Annotated in this window: 18 protein-coding genes and 1 other annotated feature; of the genes, 14 read left to right on the top strand and 4 right to left on the bottom strand. The window is 34.1% G+C overall.

Annotation, left to right across the window (positions count from 1 at the left end; all coding sequences use genetic code 11):
* Nucleotides 1-63: 63 nt before the first annotated feature.
* The 3 genes from jag to rpmH all read right to left on the bottom strand — a co-directional run bounded on the left by jag (nucleotide 64) and on the right by rpmH (nucleotide 1505).
* Complete coding sequence (jag, locus tag BHX94_RS10700) at nucleotides 64-879, bottom strand: RNA-binding cell elongation regulator Jag/EloR (protein WP_312040123.1); 816 nt, start codon at nucleotides 877-879, stop codon at nucleotides 64-66.
* A 21-nt stretch (nucleotides 880-900) separates the two neighbouring features.
* Complete coding sequence (gene rnpA / locus BHX94_RS10695; protein WP_111746558.1) at nucleotides 901-1248, bottom strand: ribonuclease P protein component; 348 nt, start codon at nucleotides 1246-1248, stop codon at nucleotides 901-903.
* 104 nt (nucleotides 1249-1352) lie between these two features.
* A complete protein-coding gene (rpmH, locus tag BHX94_RS10690) occupies nucleotides 1353-1505 on the bottom strand; it encodes a 50S ribosomal protein L34 (protein WP_096078141.1) in 153 nt (50 codons plus the stop codon).
* A 456-nt stretch (nucleotides 1506-1961) separates the two neighbouring features.
* Here rpmH and dnaA point away from each other — a divergent pair, with 456 nt between their 5' ends.
* From dnaA to budA, 12 genes are all read left to right on the top strand, one after another.
* On the top strand, nucleotides 1962-3299 hold the full coding sequence (gene dnaA / locus BHX94_RS10685; RefSeq protein ID WP_096077757.1) for a chromosomal replication initiator protein DnaA: 1338 nt from the start codon (nucleotides 1962-1964) through the stop codon (nucleotides 3297-3299).
* A 171-nt stretch (nucleotides 3300-3470) separates the two neighbouring features.
* Nucleotides 3471-4607: a DNA polymerase III subunit beta gene (gene dnaN, locus BHX94_RS10680; protein ID WP_242446694.1), complete on the top strand. Its 1137-nt coding sequence runs from the start codon at nucleotides 3471-3473 to the stop codon at nucleotides 4605-4607.
* 170 nt (nucleotides 4608-4777) lie between these two features.
* On the top strand, nucleotides 4778-5674 hold the full coding sequence (locus BHX94_RS10675; RefSeq protein ID WP_111746554.1) for an ABC transporter ATP-binding protein: 897 nt from the start codon (nucleotides 4778-4780) through the stop codon (nucleotides 5672-5674).
* Nucleotides 5667-6908, top strand: coding sequence for an ABC transporter permease (locus tag BHX94_RS10670; RefSeq protein ID WP_111746552.1), 1242 nt, complete (start codon nucleotides 5667-5669; stop codon nucleotides 6906-6908). The genes BHX94_RS10675 and BHX94_RS10670 overlap by 8 nt, the downstream gene beginning before the upstream one ends.
* 129 nt (nucleotides 6909-7037) lie before the next feature.
* Complete coding sequence (locus tag BHX94_RS10665) at nucleotides 7038-7757, top strand: DsbA family protein (protein WP_111746551.1); 720 nt, start codon at nucleotides 7038-7040, stop codon at nucleotides 7755-7757.
* On the top strand, nucleotides 7757-8176 hold the full coding sequence (locus tag BHX94_RS10660) for a disulfide oxidoreductase (RefSeq protein ID WP_111746549.1): 420 nt from the start codon (nucleotides 7757-7759) through the stop codon (nucleotides 8174-8176). Before BHX94_RS10665 ends, BHX94_RS10660 begins: the two co-directional genes overlap by 1 nt.
* Before the next feature lie 149 nt (nucleotides 8177-8325).
* Nucleotides 8326-8544, top strand: coding sequence for a S4 domain-containing protein YaaA (gene yaaA / locus BHX94_RS10655; protein ID WP_096077751.1), 219 nt, complete (start codon nucleotides 8326-8328; stop codon nucleotides 8542-8544).
* On the top strand, nucleotides 8544-9653 hold the full coding sequence (gene recF, locus BHX94_RS10650; protein ID WP_096077750.1) for a DNA replication/repair protein RecF: 1110 nt from the start codon (nucleotides 8544-8546) through the stop codon (nucleotides 9651-9653). The genes yaaA and recF overlap by 1 nt, the downstream gene beginning before the upstream one ends.
* Before the next feature lie 7 nt (nucleotides 9654-9660).
* Nucleotides 9661-11583, top strand: coding sequence for a DNA topoisomerase (ATP-hydrolyzing) subunit B (gene gyrB, locus BHX94_RS10645; RefSeq protein ID WP_096077749.1), 1923 nt, complete (start codon nucleotides 9661-9663; stop codon nucleotides 11581-11583).
* A gap of 27 nt (nucleotides 11584-11610) precedes the next feature.
* Nucleotides 11611-14274 (top strand): DNA gyrase subunit A, encoded by a 2664-nt coding sequence (gene gyrA / locus BHX94_RS10640; protein WP_111746547.1) that lies wholly within the window; start codon nucleotides 11611-11613, stop codon nucleotides 14272-14274.
* A gap of 194 nt (nucleotides 14275-14468) precedes the next feature.
* Nucleotides 14469-16136: an acetolactate synthase AlsS gene (gene alsS / locus BHX94_RS10635; RefSeq protein ID WP_111746545.1), complete on the top strand. Its 1668-nt coding sequence runs from the start codon at nucleotides 14469-14471 to the stop codon at nucleotides 16134-16136.
* Between the two features lie 10 nt (nucleotides 16137-16146).
* A complete protein-coding gene (budA, locus tag BHX94_RS10630; protein WP_111746543.1) occupies nucleotides 16147-16848 on the top strand; it encodes an acetolactate decarboxylase in 702 nt (233 codons plus the stop codon).
* A gap of 38 nt (nucleotides 16849-16886) precedes the next feature.
* Here the strand turns inward: budA and BHX94_RS10625 are convergent, their stop codons facing one another.
* Nucleotides 16887-17696 carry an NAD(P)H-hydrate dehydratase gene (locus tag BHX94_RS10625; protein ID WP_111746541.1) on the bottom strand — a complete coding sequence of 270 codons (810 nt, stop codon included), beginning with the start codon at nucleotides 17694-17696 and terminating at the stop codon, nucleotides 16887-16889.
* A gap of 99 nt (nucleotides 17697-17795) precedes the next feature.
* Nucleotides 17796-18002: a binding site (T-box leader), on the top strand.
* Between the two features lie 51 nt (nucleotides 18003-18053).
* Between BHX94_RS10625 and serS the strand changes: the two genes are divergently transcribed.
* Nucleotides 18054-19325: a serine--tRNA ligase gene (gene serS, locus BHX94_RS10620; protein WP_111746539.1), complete on the top strand. Its 1272-nt coding sequence runs from the start codon at nucleotides 18054-18056 to the stop codon at nucleotides 19323-19325.
* Nucleotides 19326-19583: 258 nt separating this feature from the next.
* Entirely contained in the window at nucleotides 19584-20099 is a 516-nt protein-coding gene (locus tag BHX94_RS10615; protein WP_111746592.1) for a YceI family protein, read from the top strand.
* Nucleotides 20100-20162: the final 63 nt, after the last annotated feature.

The raw sequence follows: 20162 nt of genomic DNA, 5'->3' as shown, positions 1-20162 counted from the left end.
GCTTTAAATAAACAGATTAACTCTAAAAACTTAATGTTTTTAGAGTTAGTCAGAGTTATAGAATTAACGTGCTTTAATGACTAAATAACGATGAGGTTCACGACCTTCAGAATATGTTTCGATATTCTCAATATTGGTCAATATTTGATGCATAATTTTTCGCTCATAGTTCGGCATAGGCTCAAACTTTACCGGTTTACGTGTAGCAACTGCTTTTTTTGACATATTTAAAGCGAGATTTTGTAACGTTTCTTTACGTTTCTCACGGTAATTCTCGATATCCAGCGTTACAGTCATATAACCTTTTTCAATATGGTTATAATAATTTTGAGCAAGCAACTGCAGACTATTCAATACTTGTCCACGCTTTCCGATAATTCGTCCAGCTTCACTTGATTCCAAATTAATCACAACTTCACTATTATTCTTAAAGCTGCTTGTAGCAAAAGTATCAATACCCATTTCTTGAATAATAGCAGTGATATATTTTTCAGTTTGATTCAGTGCATCTGTTTTTGCTTGTTGTTTTGATAGCGACTCTTTTTCAGTAGTAGCAAGTATAACTACATCAGTATCAATACCCTTTTTATCGTCCGATTGTTCAAGTTGCACTCGTTCTGTATTAGTCGTTTGTTCTTCTGTTTCCTGAGTTAAGTGTTCACTTTTATTTTTAACAGCTTCAATAGTAGAAAGTTTCTTTAATTCAGGGTCAATTACAGTAAGTTTCACTTCTGCATCAGCTTTGCCAATACCAAAAAAACCTTTCTTTCCTGGGTGGATAACATCAATCTTTACTTGTTTTTCTTGCAGGTTTAATTCATCAAGTCCTTGTTGAATCGCAAGTTCAACAGTACTGGCTATATAATTTTTCTCTAACACAGGCATACCTCCATCATAAGATTAACTGATTCTTTTATTAAAACCTTTCGCAATCTTCATGACATGCTCAAGACTCTTATGAATTTCTTCAACTGTCATATCTTTTGAAGGGTTTCTGGCAATAACAATAAAATCATCTTTAATGATATCTTGTTTATGGCGCGTAAAACTTTCTCTAATCGCTCTTTTTATACGATTACGTGTCACAGCATTTCCAATTTTTTTCGACACTGAAATGCCTAATCTAAAATGCTCATTTTCCTGATTATTGAATCTATAGATGATAAATTGCTTATTAGCAACGGACTTACCTTGTTTATAAACTTTTTGAAAATCATCATTTTTTTTGATTCGATATGCTTTTTCCACGATACACCAACTTCTATCACTAAATAGATACTTTTATTCATTATACTAGAATACAGACCTGTTTTAAACAAAATAAAAAAAGACCACTGAAATGTTCAGTGATCTTATGCTGATAATACTTTTCTGCCTTTACGACGACGACGCGCTAATACGTTACGGCCGTTTTTTGTGCTCATACGTGCACGGAATCCATGAACTTTACTATGTTTACGTTTATTTGGTTGATAAGTACGTTTTACCACTAAAAACACCTCCATTAATTTATATTTCATCTATCGAATTTCGTCTAGTGATTTACAGTAACTATTGAAGTATATCAAAAGCAACCTCTAAAATCAACCTCTTTCTAGTTAGAAGATTGAAAGAAAGGTATCCACTTATCCACATCTATTCACAGATCTTTGTGGATAATCATAAATCAGATTCAACTTGTTCCATAGTTATTCACATCCTAAATCACATATTCAACTTTACTTTTAAAGTGCGATGTGGTTAAGTATATGTTTGTGGATAAGTCGATGTAACACTTGATATTATAATCTTTTTTTGATAAGATTTTGATATATTTCCTGTGGATAAAGAATTGGTTTATGATTTTATCCACATTTTGTGTATAGTTTGTGGATAAACTATTCAAACCTGTGTTTTATGTTTATTCACATTTTTAATACTGTGTATAACTTTGAAATTTTTTTATAAGAAAGAGGAACATTATGAGTGGAATCGATACGATATGGGATAAAGTTTTAACAAAATTACAGACAAAACTAACGAACGCAAGTTACGATACTTGGTTTAGTGAAACAAAGATCAAGTCTCTGGATAACAATCAAATCGTTATTTTAGCACCAACTTCTTTCAATGCAGACTGGCTGAAAAAAAATTATTTAAACTTAATTCAGGAAGTAATAGAAGAAACTATCGGAGAACATTTAAATATTAAAGTCATTTCTGATGAATTTGATGATTCCGAAACTGATTTTCAGGCAAATAAACCTACTGAAAGACCTGCTTCTCAAGAAATTTTGCCAAGTCAACTCAACACTGATAATACATTTGACACTTTCGTCATCGGAAGCGGTAATCGCTTTAGTCATGCAGCAAGTTTAGCAGTTGCTGAAGCACCAGCAAAAGCATACAATCCGCTGTTTATATATGGTGGCGTAGGTTTAGGTAAGACACATCTAATGCACGCCATTGGTCATTACGTTATGGAACATAAGGAAAATGCAAAAGTCGTATATACTTCAAGTGAAAAGTTTACGAATGAATTCATCAATTCCATTAAAGACAACAAAACTGAAGAATTTAGATCGAAATATCGTAATGTTGATGTACTGCTCATAGATGATATTCAGTTTTTAGCTGGAAAAGAATCGACACAAGAAGAATTTTTCCATACGTTTAACGAACTTCATCAAAATCATAAACAAATTGTAATTTCAAGTGATCGTGCTCCCAAAGAAATACCTACTTTAGAAGAACGTTTACGCTCACGTTTTGAATGGGGACTAACAACAGACGTTACCCCACCCGATCTTGAAACACGTATCGCAATATTACGTAAAAAATCAGAGGAAGAAAATATAGAGATTCCAAATGAAGCAATGCTTTATATCGCTACTCAAATTCAATCAAATATTCGTGAACTTGAGGGAGCACTAACAAAAGTTGTTGCCTATTCTAAATTAGTAAACCGTGAACTAAACTCTGATTTAGTGGCTGAGGCTTTAAAGGATATTATCGCTTCTAGTAAACCAAAGAAAGTAACCATTCAGGATATTCAGGAAGCTGTAGGTGCATACTATAACATCCGTCTAGAAGATTTCAGTGCAAAAAAGCGTACTAAATCTATTGCATTTCCTAGACAAATTGCAATGTACTTAGCACGTGAACTCACTGACTTCTCTTTACCTAAAATTGGTGAAGAATTTGGTGGAAGAGATCATACAACTGTTATACACGCTCATGAAAAAATCAGAAAAGAATTAGAACATGATAATAGTTTAAAAAGTGATTTAAAAAATATCGAAAAAGATATCAAGGGGTAATGTTAAAATTGTGCATAACTTTTTGATACATATAAACAAGTTATGCACATGTGGATATCTTCTCCGAACTCAGTTCAATAGACTTATCCACCTATTCACAGCCCCTATTACTATTATTACGGTTTTAAAAGAGATAAAATATATATAAATATCATTTTAAGGAGCTTATTCATTATGAAATTTACAATTCAAAGAGATCACTTTATTACTCAATTGAATGATACATTAAAAGCCATTTCTCCAAGAACAACTTTACCAGTATTAACAGGTATTAAATTAGATGCTTTTGATAATAAATTAGTATTAACAGGGTCAGATTCAGAAGTATCTATTGAAATTACGATTCCAACTGAGCAAGGAGACAATGAGATTTTATCTGTGGATACGAAAGGCTCAATCGTATTACCAGGTCGTTTCTTTGTAGATATCATTAAAAAATTACCTGCAGATACTGTAACGATTGAAACAAATGATAACTTCCAGGCAAAAATTACATCAGGACAATCAGAATTTAATGTATCTGGTATTGATTCAGATCAATATCCATTATTACCACAAGTAAGTGAACAAGAAGCGATTACTTTACCAATTAAAGTATTAAAAAATATTATCAAACAAACTAATTTCGCAGTGTCCACGTCAGAAACACGTCCAGTGTTAACAGGTGTTAACTGGCTGATAAGCGATGGTATATTAAACTGTACTGCAACAGATTCACATCGTTTAGCTTTAAGAAAGCTTCAACTGGAAAACACGAACATTGAAACAATCAATGTCATTATTCCAGGAAAAGCATTAAATGAGTTAAATAAAATTATTGATGATACTGAAGAAACAATTGATATTTTCTTTGCATCAAACCAAGTATTATTCAAAGTAGGAAATATTAACTTTATTTCACGTCTGCTTGAAGGAAATTATCCAGATACATCACGTTTATTTCCAGAAAGCTATGAGACGGCGTTATCTATTAATAACGGAGACTTCTTCCGTGCCATTGATCGTGCCTCTCTACTGGCTCGTGAAGGGGGAAATAACGTCATTAAATTATCTGCTTCAGAGAATGCAGTAGAATTATCTTCTACTTCACCTGAAATCGGTACGGTGAAAGAAGATGTTAAGACAAATAAATTTGAAGGAGAAGGTATCAAAATTTCCTTTAACTCAAAATATATGATGGATGCACTACGTGCCATTGATAATGATGATGTTCAAATTGAGTTCTTTGGAACGATGCGACCATTTATCCTGAAACCCGAAGAAGATGAAAATTTAGTTCAGCTTATTTTACCGATAAGAACATATTAATTTAAAAGCTTAAGCCAGATTCTGGTTTAAGCTTTTTATTTTGACAAATAAAGTTTTTATTTTGACAAATATACTTGTCATAAAATATGCTATATATTACAATTTTAAGTGAGATAATACTATTTTCTTAAAGTATGGAAATCCTCAAAAACTATGATGGAGGTAGCAAAATGCTGATTCTGGAGAATGTTAGTAAAGAATTTAATGATTTCAAAGCAGTAGACAATGTCAATATTTCTGTACCTGCTGGTGAGATGCTTGGTTTCTTAGGCGGAAATGGTGCGGGAAAAACGACAACATTTCGCATGATTTTAGGTCTTCTATCTAAGACGGCAGGAATAATTACATATAACGGTAAACCGATTGATTATTCTGTCACTGATATAATTGGTTACTTACCTGAAGAGCGTGGCTTGAATCCAAAATTAAAAGTAAGTGAACAAATTCAGTATTTAGCCCAGTTAAAAGGTATGAATAAAAAGGATATTGATAAAGCTCTAGATTATTGGCTCGATCGTTTCGATGTACCAGAAAATAAAAATAAGAAAATCGAAGACTTATCTAAAGGTAATCAACAAAAAATTCAATTGATCGGTGCCATTATACATCGCCCCTCTTTACTTATTCTTGATGAACCTTTTAGCGGTCTTGATCCAGTGAATGTAGAACTGTTAAAATCAGCTGTTAAAGAAATCAATGAAAATGGTGCTACTATTGTATTTAGTTCGCATCGCATGGAACATGTAGAAGAGATGTGTGAACATGTGTGTATTTTGAATAAAGGTAAGACGGTTGTTTCAGGAGAAATTAAACAAGTGAAACATGATTTTGGCAAGAAAGAAATCATTATCGAAGGACAACATGATTTTAGTACGTTAGCGAATGTTCCAGGCGTAACAAAATTTAGTCAAAATAAAAATGATGTGCGTATTCAAATTGCTAATGGAGAGGTAGCACCTATCATATTCGATGCTGTTAAACAAATGGGCTATGTTTCAAGATTCCAGGTCAATGAACCATCTCTAAATGAAATATTCATTGAGAAAGTAGGTAATAGACATGAATAAATTTATACCGACATTTTGGTTAACATTCTGGAAAAAAGTATCGAGTAAATCTTTTATCATTTCGACTTTGATCGTAATACTTGCGATTATCGCATTAAGTAACGCTGATAAAATTTATGATTTCTTTGATAAGAGCGAAGATGATATTACTGTTATTACTTCCGAAGACAAAACATTATCAACTGTATTTAAAGATGAATATCAAAAATTAGATAAGAAAAAGAAGTTAAAGATAGTTGATCTTGAAGCGGGGAAAAAAGGGATAAAAAATGAAAAATATAAAGTATTGATCGAAATTAAAGAAAATACAGATAAAACAATTGAAAGTAAAGTTTATACACTAGATAGTTTAGGTACAGATGAATTGATGCAGATACAATCTACATTGACTGCTTTTCAGAGCAATAATATTGCAAAGTCACTAAATCTTGCACCTGATAAATTAGCAAAAGTGCTATCACAAGCCAAAGTTGATAATGAAGTTATTAAACCATTAGATGCTAACGATAAAGTGTCTGAGGAAAGTAAAGCAGTAAATACAGCGTTAGTATATGCAGGAATCTTTTTAATTTTCTTTATTACAATTAACTATGGAAGTCAAATTGCTACAGAAATTGCACAGGAGAAATCATCACGTGTCATTGAAATGATCGTCACAAGTATTTCACCAATCACACATTTAATGGCTAAGATTATTGGGGTCATTGCAGTAGCGTTAGTACAAATTATCATCTATGCGCTTACAATTTTTATATGTGTTCAGGTGTTTAATTTAAATAAAACGATTGAAAGTTTTGGATTTAAATTTACACAGGAAAATGTTCGTGTACTTATGTATGCACTTATTTTCTTAATTTTGGGCTTATTGCTATATATCAGTTTAAGTGCAATTGTCGGTTCATTAACAAATCGTATTGAGGATATAGGTCAAGCCATAATGCCGGTCACATTTTTAAATATGGCTGCATTCTATATTGCGATATTTAGCTTAACAACACCAGATACACTACTTGTAAAGATTACAAGCTTTATTCCTTTCTTCACGCCACAAGTAATGTTACTCAGAACCATTTCTCAGAAAACGAGTGATGTTCAGCTTATCATTGGTATTATTATTTGTATCGTAACGATTATTGTACTGTTTTTTATCGCAGCAAAAATATACAAAGGTAGTGTATTCAGTAACGATAAAGGACTAATTAAGAATTTTAAAAGAGCATTGCAAACAAAATAGTTCACAAAAAATTAACTATTTTATTGTGGCATTGTTATTTTATTTAATATAATATTTATACTATGTATTCTAAAAATTTATAATAATAAATAACAAATTGTGTATACACAATAAAGAGAGGTCAATTCGATGAAGAATAAAAGCTCATTAATTTTTACGATGGTTCTTACACTTTTAGTTGTAGGTGCTTTGGCAGCAATGGTGATCATGAAACAAAAAGATAAAACTGAAACAGATAGCGTCGATACATCGACAGTTGATTCTACAGTCAATAACAATCAAGGTAAAGATCCGGTAGATACTGATAAGGTTGATTTAAAAGGTCAACCGATGATAGGAAAAAAAGATGCGAAAGTAACAGTGGTTGAATTTGGAGATTTTAAATGTCCGGCATGTAAATATTTTGATAGTAACATGAAACCTGAACTTAAGAAAAAATACTTTGATACAGGTAAAGCGAACTATTACTTTATTCATACACCATTTCATGCTGAAGAATCAATTTTAGGTGGACTTGCTGGTGAAACAGTGTTAAAAAATGATCCAGATAAATATTGGGCATTCCATGATGCATTATTTAAATTACAAACGCATAATGGTTCTCAAGATAAATGGTTAACGATGGCTGCTGTTAAGAAGGCACTTAAAACTGCAGGCGTAAAGGACGAAGCGAAAATAGTTGATGCAATTAAAGCGAACAGTGAGAAAGCTGCTGTTCAAAAAGATATCGATTTATATCAAAAACACAATATCACTTCTACACCAACAATCATTGTTAATGGTAAAGCACTTGCTGATCCGATGAACATCGATGCGGTCACAGAAGCTATTGATAAGGCGTTAAAATAATGAAAAATACTAAATATTTTTATATTTCCTGGGTAATTGCACTTGTGGCAATGTTAGGTAGTTTGTATTATTCAGAAATCATGCATTATGTACCTTGTGAAAAATGCTGGTATCAAAGAATCTTAATGTATCCTTTAGTAATTATTGCTGGATTTGCAGCATTTACAAATGCATATCAATTTAAATATTTGATTATGACTTTCTCTGTCATCGGTTTTTGTATTTCGGTGATTCACTATATGGAACAGAAGATTCCTGGATTTGCACCAATCAAACCATGTGTTGGTGGCGTCCCTTGTAGTACACAGTATGTGAATTACTTTGGTTTTATTACAATTCCATTTTTAGCTGGAACGGCATTTTTGTTAATTACAGTGATGATGTTACTTGTTAAAAAATCAAATGTAGATGTAAAATAAATGATTTAGAAAAAAATATGTAATGTTCATAAATAAAAACGTTGAATGATAAGCATTCAGCGTTTTTATTTATGTGAAAAAACATGCAATTTTTAAAGATTAAAGGTATAATTATATAATGACTGACATGGAATAGGAGTGAACCGTGAATGGTAAATATAGTCGAACTAAATAGTGAGATTACGTTAGGTCAATTTCTAAAAGCAGAAGGGATTATCTCAACGGGCGGACAAGCGAAATGGTATCTGCAGGATAACCCGGTAATGTTGAACGGAGAAGAAGAAAACAGACGTGGTAAAAAGCTTCACCAGGATGATCTTTTAGAAGTTGAAGGCGAAACTTACAAGATTACTTACACGGAAGCATAATGAAGTTAAAAGCATTATCTTTATCGCATTATCGAAATTATGATTCCGTCAAATTAGACTTTAGCGATGAAGTAAATATTTTGATAGGTATTAATGCACAAGGAAAGACAAATCTTTTAGAAGCGATATATTGTTTAGCGATGGCTAAAAGTCACAGAACTTCAAATGATAAAGAACTAATTACCTGGGGTGAACAATTTAGTCATATTGAAGGTGACTTAGAATACCGACATGGCATCATGCCATTATCACTCACAATTTCATCAAAAGGTAAAAAAGCGAAAGTGAATCATTTAGAACAAAAGAGACTGACTGAATACATCGGCCATATGAACGTCGTTTTATTTGCACCAGAAGACTTGAATTTAGTTAAAGGTAGTCCGCAAATAAGACGCCGATTCATCGATATGGAAATCGGCCAGATATCTGCTGTTTATCTTAATGATTTATCAAACTTTCAAAGAATACTCAAACAAAAGAATCATCATCTTAAGCAACTTAAACTATCAGGCAATACTGATACTACGATGCTTGAAGTATTGAATGAACAATTTGCGGAATATGCAGTAAAACTTACGCAGCGACGTAAATCATTCATTGAAAAACTGGAGGAGCTTGCCTTACCTATTCATCAAGGCATTACAAAACAAAAAGAAAACTTAAAATTACTGTATGTATCAAGTCTTGAATATATTGATGACACACAAGCCATGATTGAAGCTTGTGTTTCATTGCTAAATAAAGAAAGTAAACGTGAGATAGAACGTGCACAAAGTTTATTTGGCCCACATCGTGATGATATTACGTTTGCCATCAATGATATTGACGTGCAAACGTACGGATCACAAGGTCAACAGAGAACGACAGCTTTATCAGTGAAGCTTGCTGAAATAGAATTGATTAATCTGGAAGTGGGAGAATATCCGATTCTATTGCTGGATGATGTATTAAGCGAGCTTGATGATTTAAGGCAGACACATTTACTTACTACAATTCAACATAAAGTTCAAACATTTGTAACAACAACATCAGTGGATGGTATTGAACATGAAACAATCAACAGAGCGAAATTATTTAATGTTTCTGATGGACATATTTCGACTAATTGAAGGCTAGGTGACAATCTTGGAACAAAATTTAGATCAATATGGTGCTGACCAGATACAAGTATTAGAAGGATTAGAAGCAGTTAGAAAAAGACCAGGTATGTATATCGGCTCTACTGCATCACGTGGATTACACCACTTAGTATGGGAAATCGTTGATAATAGTATCGATGAGGCATTAGCAGGATATGCGGATGAAATTGAAGTAGTGATAGAAAAAGATGACTGGATTAAAGTTACAGATAACGGGCGTGGTATTCCGGTTGAAATGCATAAGAAAATGGGTCGTCCTGCGGTAGAAGTTATCTTAACAGTATTGCATGCCGGAGGTAAATTCGGCGGTGGCGGATATAAAGTTTCTGGTGGTTTACACGGAGTAGGTTCTTCTGTCGTTAACGCACTATCATCAACTTTAGAAGTATATGTACATAAAGATGGACAAATTCATCATCAGGCGTATCATCAAGGGGTTCCTGCTTTTGATTTGAAAGTTATTGGTGAGACAGATAAAACAGGAACTGAAATCCGCTTTAAAGCAGATCCGGAAATATTTACGGAAACAACAGAGTATGAATATGAGATTTTACAAAAGCGTATTCGTGAACTTGCATTCTTAAATAAAGGTATTAAGATTATAGCTCGTGATGAACGCGAAGAAGAAGTGATTGAAGATGAGTATCACTATGAAGGTGGTATTAAATCATACGTTGAATTATTAAATAAATCTAAAGAAGTATTATTCCCTGAACCGATTTATATTCATGATACACGTGACGATATTGAAGTAGAAATTTCAATACAATATAACAATGGTTACTCAACAAACCTTTTAAGTTATGCAAATAATATCCATACATATGAAGGTGGAACGCATGAGGATGGCTTCAAACGTGCATTAACACGTGTCATTAATAACTATGGTGCTAAAAATAAACTGATTAAAGAAAATGATGAGAAACTATCCGGGGAAGATGTACGTGAAGGAATTACTGCGGTAGTGTCTATTAAACATGGTAATCCTCAGTTTGAGGGACAAACGAAGACGAAACTAGGCAATACAGAAGTACGTCAAATTACAGATAATCTATTTGCAGAAAACTTTGAAAGATTCTTAATGGAGAATCCGCCTGTTGCACGTATTATCGTTGAAAAAGGTATTATGGCATCACGTGCACGTCTTGCTGCGAAGAAAGCGCGTGAAGTAACACGACGCAAATCGGGACTTGAAGTTTCTAGTCTTCCGGGTAAACTTGCAGACTGTTCTAGTAAAGATCCATCAATCAGCGAATTATATATCGTTGAGGGAGACTCTGCCGGTGGTTCAGCGAAATCCGGTCGTGACTCTAAGACTCAGGCTATTTTACCGTTACGCGGTAAGATATTAAACGTTGAAAAAGCACGATTAGATCGTATTTTAGGAAATAATGAAATCCGTTCTATGATTACAGCGATGGGTACTGGTATCGGCGGCGAATTTGATATTTCTAAAGCACGTTATCACAAAGTTGTTATTATGACGGATGCGGATGTTGATGGTGCGCATATTAGAACACTATTACTTACTTTCTTCTATCGTTTTATGAGACCGTTACTTGAAGCGGGATATATTTATATTGCACAACCACCATTATTTAAAGTGGAGCAAGGAAAGAAAAAATATTACGTCTATAATGAACGTGAACTTAATAAATTAAGAGAAGAATTACCAGCAACACCGAAGTGGCAATTAGCACGATATAAAGGTTTAGGTGAGATGAACGCTGACCAGTTATGGGAGACAACAATGAACCCTGAGAACCGTTCGATGTTACAAGTAACTTTAGGTGATGCGATAGAAGCAGATGAAGTTTTTGAAATGTTAATGGGAGATGTTGTTGAACATCGCCGTACATTTATCGAAGAAAACGCGGTTTATGCAAACGTTGATGTATAAAGATAGTATTTTAAGGAGGCGCCATTTATGGCTTTAGAGCACGATTCAAAACTAAAAGACCAGAATATTGTCAAAGAGATGAAGGATTCGTTTCTTGACTATGCGATGAGTGTAATCGTTTCTCGTGCGTTACCAGATGTACGTGATGGTATGAAACCCGTACATCGTCGTATATTATACGGAATGAATAATCAAGGTATGACACCAGATAAACCCTATAAGAAGTCTGCACGTATCGTAGGAGATGTTATGGGTAAATATCACCCACACGGTGACTCTTCAATTTATGAAGCAATGGTTCGTATGGCACAGGACTTCAGTTATCGCTATATGCTCGTTGATGGACAAGGAAACTTTGGTTCTATGGACGGCGATGGTGCAGCTGCGATGCGTTATACAGAGGCACGTATGTCTAAGATTGCTATGGAATTAATGCGTGATATCAACAAAGATACGATTGATTTTACAGATAACTACGATGGTAATGAACGTGAACCAGTCGTGCTACCTTCTAGATTTCCTAATCTACTTGTCAATGGTGCATCAGGAATTGCGGTTGGTATGGCAACAAATATTCCTCCGCACAACTTAACGGAAGTTATTAACGGTGTTTTAGAATTAAGTAAAAATCCTGACATTTCGATTCCTGAATTAATGGAGTTTATTCAAGGTCCTGATTTTCCTACTGCAGGCTTAATATTAGGTCGTAGTGGTATCCGTCGTGCATATGAGACGGGTCGTGGATCTGTTATTATGCGAGCGAAGACGTTAATTGAAACCCGTCCAAACGGTAAAGAAACGATTATCGTAACAGAAATCCCTTATCAGGTGAATAAAGCACGTTTAGTAGAGAAGATCGCTGAGCTTGCACGTGATAAAAAGGTTGATGGTATTACAGATTTACGTGATGAGACAAGTTTAAAAGAAGGTGTACGTATCGTAATTGATGTACGCCGTGATGCGAACGCAAATGTTATCTTAAATAATTTATATAAATTAACACCGTTACAAACTTCTTTTGGTGTGAATATGTTAGCGCTTGTTGATGGACAACCGAAAGTTTTAAATATTAAACAAGCAATCTATCATTATTTAGAGCACCAAAAAGTAGTAGTTCGTCGTAGAACGCAATATAACTTGAAGAAAGCTGAAGATCGTGCACATATTTTAGAAGGATTACGTATTGCATTAGATCATATCGACGAAATTATTGCTTTAATTCGTGGTTCAAAAAATGATGCTGAAGCGATGGAAGGATTAATGGAACAATTTAAGCTTTCTGAGCGTCAGGCACAAGCAATATTAGATATGCGTCTACGTCGATTAACAGGACTTGAACGTGACAAAATTGAAGAAGAATACCAGGAATTACTGAAATATATTGATGAATTAAGAGCCATCTTAGCAGATGAAGAAAGATTACTGGAAATTATTCGTGAAGAATTAATTGAAATCCGTGAAAAGTATGGTGATGAACGTCGTACAGAAATCACAGCAGGCGGATTTGATCATTTAGAGGATGAAGATTTAATCGATGAAGAAAATATCGTTATTACGTTAAGTCATAATAACTATATTAAACGTTTACCAGCATCTACTTATCGTACACAACACCGTGGTGGACGTGGTGTTCAAGGAATGAATACTTTAGACGAAGACTTTGTTAGTCAAATGGTAACGACCTCAACTCATGATAACGTATTATTCTTTACGAATATGGGTCGTGTTTACAAAGTTAAGGGATATGAAATTCCTGAACTATCTCGTCAATCAAAAGGAATACCAATCGTTAACGTATTAGAACTGGAAAAAGATGAAAAGATTAGCACGATGATTGCGGTGAAAGACTTAGAACGTGAAGATGCCTTTATTATATTTGCGACGAAACAAGGTATTATTAAACGTACGAATCTTTCTCATTTTGCGCGTATTAATAAAAACGGTAAGATTGCAATTAACTTTAGAGAAGACGATGAACTGATTGCTGTACGTTTAACAGATGGTAATAAACAGTTAATTATCGGTACAAAAAATGCATCACTCATCCGTTTCGAAGAAGATAAACTGCGTCCACTCGGAAGAACAGCTGCAGGTGTAAAAGGTATTTCATTACGCGAAGGCGATGAAGTAATAGGACTTGACGTTATTGAATCTAATGGTGAACATGAAGTATTGATTGTTACTGAAAATGGTTATGGTAAACGTACGGGTGAAGCAGAATACCGTATTTCTAACCGTGGTGGTAAAGGAATTAAAACAGCAAGTATTACTAAGAAGAACGGTAATCTTGTTTGTATCACAACAGTTAACGGTGACGAAGATATTATGTTGGTGACGAATCAAGGTGTAATCATTCGTTTAGATATTGCTGAATTCTCTCAAAATGGTCGTTCAGCGCAAGGTGTACGCTTAATTAAGTTAGGTGAAAGTCAACATGTTGCGACCGTTGCGAAAGTGGAGAAAGAAGAAGAAATTGATGTAATTGATGAAGATAAGTTGCCAGGTGAAGTAATTGCCAAACAAGAAACAACATTAACTGAAGAAGCATTAGAAGATAATAATGAAGATATAGAAGCTGAAGATGGTCATGTTGTTGGTACGCTTGAAGATGAAGAAGATGACGCTCAAAAAGATATTTTAGAAAGTTCATCTTTTGATGATATTTTTAAAGACGAAGAAGAAACTGAATAAAATTGTAAAGAACTAAAGCCAATTTTTTAAGTTGTGCTTTAGTTTTTTTATTTCCTGAGTAATATTGAAATCACTTCAATATTGCTGGAAACGTTTTATATGTTTTTTAAAGGCGTATTATTTGAAGTAAGCATGTATTCGTACTAGCATTTAAATTGTAAAAAAATATAACTTTAATTAGGAGCGTTAATATTATGAAAAAATCTGGTGGAGATTTATTCGTTGATACATTAATTAATCATGGTGTGACACATGTATTCGGAGTACCTGGAGCGAAAATCGATAAAGCATTTGATGTTTTAGAAGATAGAGGTCCCGAAGTCATTGTGACACGTCATGAACAAAATGCGGCACTTATTGCACAAGGTATCGGTCGTATCACAGGTAAACCTGGCGTTGTACTTGTAACGAGTGGACCAGGGGTAACCAATTTAGCGACAGGATTAGTGACGGCAAACTCTGAAAGTGATCCGGTCGTTGCGATTGGGGGTAATGTTAAACGAGAAGACAGTTTAAAACGTACACATCAATCATTAGATAACGCTGGTCTAATGAGTCACGTTTCTAAGTATTCAGTTGAAGTTCAAGATGCGAACAGTATTTCTGAAGCAGTTACGAATGCATTCCGCGCCAGTGTTGAAGGACGTAAAGGTGCAGCATTTGTAAGTATCCCACAAGATGTTATATCAGCAGAAAACGTGGAGGTGGATGCTATTGAAGTGAAAGAACCACCTGTTTTAGGACCGGCACCCAATTTTGAAATTGATACATTGGCTGAAAGAATTAAACAAGCAAAGTTACCAGTATTTTTACTTGGGATGCGTGCCTCTTCAGAAGAAAATACTTTAGCGATAAGAAAATTTATGGCAAATAATGCGATACCAGTTGTAGAAACCTTCCAGGGTTCTGGTATTATTTCAAGAGAATTAGAAGAGCATTTCTTCGGAAGAATTGGCTTATTTAGAAATCAGCCTGGTGATGAATTATTAAAACATGCCGATTTAGTAATATCAGTAGGTTATGACCCAATTGAGTACGATCCGGTGATTTGGAATAAAGAAAATGAAAAGACAATTATTCATATAGATGAAGTGCAAAGTGATATCGATAATCATTATGCACCGGTAACTGAATTAATTGGTAATACTGCGCTCACAATTCAACGATTAGATGAGAAATTAGATCCAGGTGATATTCAGCTTGATGAAAATGCTCAAAAAATATTATTAAATGTGGCACAAATGATTCAAAAGAAATATGAATTGCCTGAAGATTACATGAATGCTGAGAAAGTAAATCCTAAACATATTGTTAAAGCAGTACGTGAATTAATTGATGATGAAACAACAGTTACTGTAGATGTAGGGTCTTTATATATTTATATGGCACGTTATTTTAGAAGTTATGCACCACGTCATCTCTTGTTCTCAAATGGGATGCAGACATTAGGTGTAGCACTGCCTTGGGCGATTGCAGCATCAATTGTACGACCAGGTAAAAAGATTGTTTCTATGGCGGGGGATGGAGGTTTCTTATTCTCAGGTCAGGAACTTGAAACAGCAGTAAGACTTAAAGCGCCAATCGTACAGCTTATTTGGAATGATGGCCATTATGATATGGTTAAATTCCAGCAGGAAAGTAAGTATGGTAAAGGTGCAGCAGTTGACTTAGGTCCTGTTGACTATGTTAAATATGCAGAATCTATGGGTGCAAAAGGATATAAAGTGAATCACTCTAGTGAGTTAGAAGATGTACTGAAGAAAGCGATGTCAGAAGAAGGACCGGTTATCGTAGATATTCCTGTAGATTATAGCAACAATGCTAAATTAATGGAAGATTTATTACCAGACGCTACAAACTAGGAGGATAACGATGAATAACTTATATCAATATTCAACAATGGGTGCACTTGTAGGAGGTATGTTTGAAGGAACATTTAAAATGTCAGATGTACTTTCAATAGGAAATTATGGTATCGGAACAATGGATGGCTTAAATGGTGAACTGATTGTTTTGGACGGCACACCATATTTAATCGAAAGTACAGGAAATGTACGCGTTGTTTCACCTGAAGAAACAACACCTTTTGCAAGTATGATGGACTTTAACCCGACAAAGACATTAACTTTTAAAGGCAGTTTAAATAAAGAACACTTAGACGAAGAAATATTAAAAACAATGCAGGGAATGAACTATTTTCATGCAGTAAAGATTAAAGGTAAATTTAAAATGATTAAAGCAAGATCAGTGAAGAAACAACAACAACCCTATCCAAAACTTGTTGAAGCGGTTAAAGAACAAGGCTATTTTGATATTCAAGATACAGAAGGTACATTGTTTGGATTTTATACACCTCATTTCATTATGGGCATCGGTGTTGGCGGTTATCATGTACATTATTTAAGTGACGACGTGACACAGGGTGGTCATGTATTTGATTATGAGATTGAAGACGTGAAAGTTGAACTTGCTTTGCAGGAAGATTTTATCTTAAAAATGCCGGATACCAATCATTATCGTGAAAATGATTTGAATGATCCGGAAATGCTTAAAGATATTGAAGCAAGTGAATAGAAAAACAATCCTGAATCATTTGATTCAGGATTGTTTTTCTATTCCTCTAGCTTTTTCATCATATAAGGTAATTCATCGATAATACGGCTTGCTGGTACAACATACATTTCCTGAGCTAATTGATCTCCGATTAAGCTATGAATGAAAACAGCTTGTTTAATTGCTTCTCCTGGATCGAATTGACCTAGGAAACTTGCGATAATACCTGCTAATGCATCTCCCATACCGCCTGACGCCATTGCTGCATTACCGACAGTGATTTTATAATCACCGCTTTTCAAATATAATTCTGTTTCATGTTTCTTTAATATAACATGTGCACCTAATTCATCAGCTTTAGCACGGTTACGTTCAGGTGTCTGTTCTGCAATAGGAATGCCGCTTAATCGTTCCCACTCCATCTGGTGTGGCGTGAAGATAACATTACATTTTGGTAACGGATGTTTTAATTTGCTTAATATAGTAATAGCATCTCCATCTATAATTAACGTTTGATGTTCCTGAATATGTTGAAATAATAATGTTAAAACATTATTCCCCTGGAAATCCAGACCAAGTCCAGGACCGATTAAAATACTATCTGCGTTGTCTATTAGCTTTGTCAGGCGTTTTATATCATTAATGTCAGAAACCATTGCTTCAGGACATCTTGAATGTAATGCTGTATGATTTGTATTGTGCGTAGCAACTGTTGTGAGTCCCCCACCACTGTATACACAAGCACGAGCTGCCATCATAATTGAACCACCCATATTCTGGTTGCCTCCGATGAGCAATATGCGACCATAATCCCCTTTGTGTGTAAGTACTTTGCGTTTTGGTATGCTGATAGACTCAATAATTTGCATGATCATTCTCCTTATAATGTGATATCCTTATTCGCTATAGAATGACATAAATAGTTGTCATTCTTATATCCATATGATACTATATTATCAAATTAGATAATAAATTTGTCATTTGGGATAAGTAATGTTGAAGTAATTTTAGAGACATAGCGGTTGGTGTAAGCTATGATACTACATACATGAAATTCTACCCATAATTAAAGTTTGGCAAACCGGTGATGAACCGTTATGTAATGGAGAGAATAGTTGAGACGAAAGTTTTAACTATTAATTAGGGTGGCAACGCGTAAATACCACGTCCCTTTTTGGGATGTGGTATTTTTTTGTACCCAAAAATAAAATTAGGAGGCAATCAACATGTTAGACATTAAATTATTTAGAAATGATGCTGAGTTTGTTAAGAAAAAATTAGAAATGCGTGGTATCGATACGTCAATCGTCGATGAAATATTAAATTTAGATTCTAAAACACGTGAATTGACTGCAAAGACTGAGGAATTAAAAGCGAAACGTAATAAAGCAAGTGAAGAAATCGCACTTAAAAAACGTAATAAAGAAAATGCAGATGATGCAATCGAAGCAATGCGCGCAGTTGGTGATGAGATTAAAACAATCGATGCAGAATTAAATAAAGTATCTACAGATTTACGTGATAAATTAGTACGTTTACCTAACTTAGTAAGTGATGAAACACCTTTCGGTAAAGATGAAGATGATAATGTAGAAGTACGTAAATGGGGTACACCACGCGAGTTCGATTTTGAAGCGAAAGCACACTGGGATATCGTTGAAGATTTAAAGATGGCTGACTTTGAACGTGCTGCTAAAGTATCTGGTGCACGATTTGCTTTCTTAACTAAAGACGGTGCGCGTCTAGAGCGTGCTTTAATGAACTTTATGCTGGATACTCATCGTGAAAATGGCTATCAGGAGATGGTGACACCGCAACTTGTAAATGCTGATTCTATGTTCGGTACGGGTCAATTACCGAAGTTTGAAGAAGACTTATTTAAAGTTGAGAAAGAAGGATTATATACTATCCCTACTTCAGAAGTGCCTTTAACAAACTTTTATCGTAATGAAATTATGACATCTGATTTGTTACCGACTAAATTTACTGCGATGACAGCTTGTTTCCGTAGTGAGGCGGGATCAGCGGGTCGTGATACACGTGGATTAATTCGTATGCACCAATTCAACAAAGTTGAGATGGTTCGTTTTGAAACACCTGAAAATTCATTTGCAGCATTAGAAGAGATGACACGTCATGCAGAAGCAATATTAGAAAAATTACAAATTCCGTACCGTACGATTAATTTATGTTCTGGTGATATTGGATTTGGAGCAGCAAAAACATATGATGTTGAAGTTTGGTTACCAAGCTATAACGCATATAAAGAAATTAGTTCTTGTTCAAATATGACTGATTTCCAGGCAAGACGTGCAAATATCCGCTTCAAACGTGATAAAGATGCGAAAGCTGAATTTGTGAATACATTAAACGGATCAGGTCTTGCTGTAGGTCGTACATTTGCAGCAGTTGTTGAAAACTATCAAAATGAAGATGGTTCAATTACTGTTCCGGAAGTACTTGTTCCTTACATGGGCGGACAAACAATTATTAAATAATCTGAATAAAAAAATAAATTGTTTAAAATAATTTAGACAAGGTATCTGTAAAAGAGGTACCTTGTCTTTTTGTTTTAAAAATATGGCAATCAAAAAATAAACAAAATAATATATTTTTTATACTTGAATATATTTAATATATCTGATATATTAAATATATAAGTTAGAAATAAGGAATGATTACACATGTTTAAAAAGCTTTTTGGTAAAGACAAGGCAACAAAAACTAAAACAAATAACGAAAGAGGTAATTTAACGATGACAAACTTTACTTTAGACAAAACACACTCAGGAATTGACTTTTCAATTAAACACATGATGGTTTCAAAAGTTAAAGGAGAATTTACAGATTTCGATGTAACAGTTACTGGAGACATCAATGATTTATCTTCTTTAAATGTTAAAGCATCAGTTAAAGTTGATTCAATTGATACAAACAATGCTGATCGTAATGGTCATTTAAAATCTGGAGATTTCTTCGATGTAGAACAATACCCAGAAATCACTTTCGTATCTAAATCATTAACAAACAACACAATTACAGGTGACTTAACAATTAAAGATGTTACAAACGAAGAAACATTTGATTTAGAGTTCAATGGAGTTCACAAAAGCCCAATGACTGGTGGAGATGTGACTGGTTTAGTAGTATCAGGATCAATCAACCGTGAAAGATATGGTTTAACTTGGAACCAAGCGTTAGAAACTGGCGGCGTTATGGTTGGTAAAGACGTTAAATTTGAAGTTGGTGCAGAATTCTCAATCGAAGGTTAATTTATAATTTTTAGACTGCCTAATTATTAGGTAGTTTTTTTTTTGTATTTTTAATAAAAATGT

It is taken from the genome of Macrococcoides bohemicum, assembly GCF_003259675.1.
Lineage (GTDB): Bacteria > Bacillota > Bacilli > Staphylococcales > Staphylococcaceae > Macrococcoides > Macrococcoides bohemicum.
This window is presented reverse-complemented; position numbering and strand designations above follow the sequence as displayed.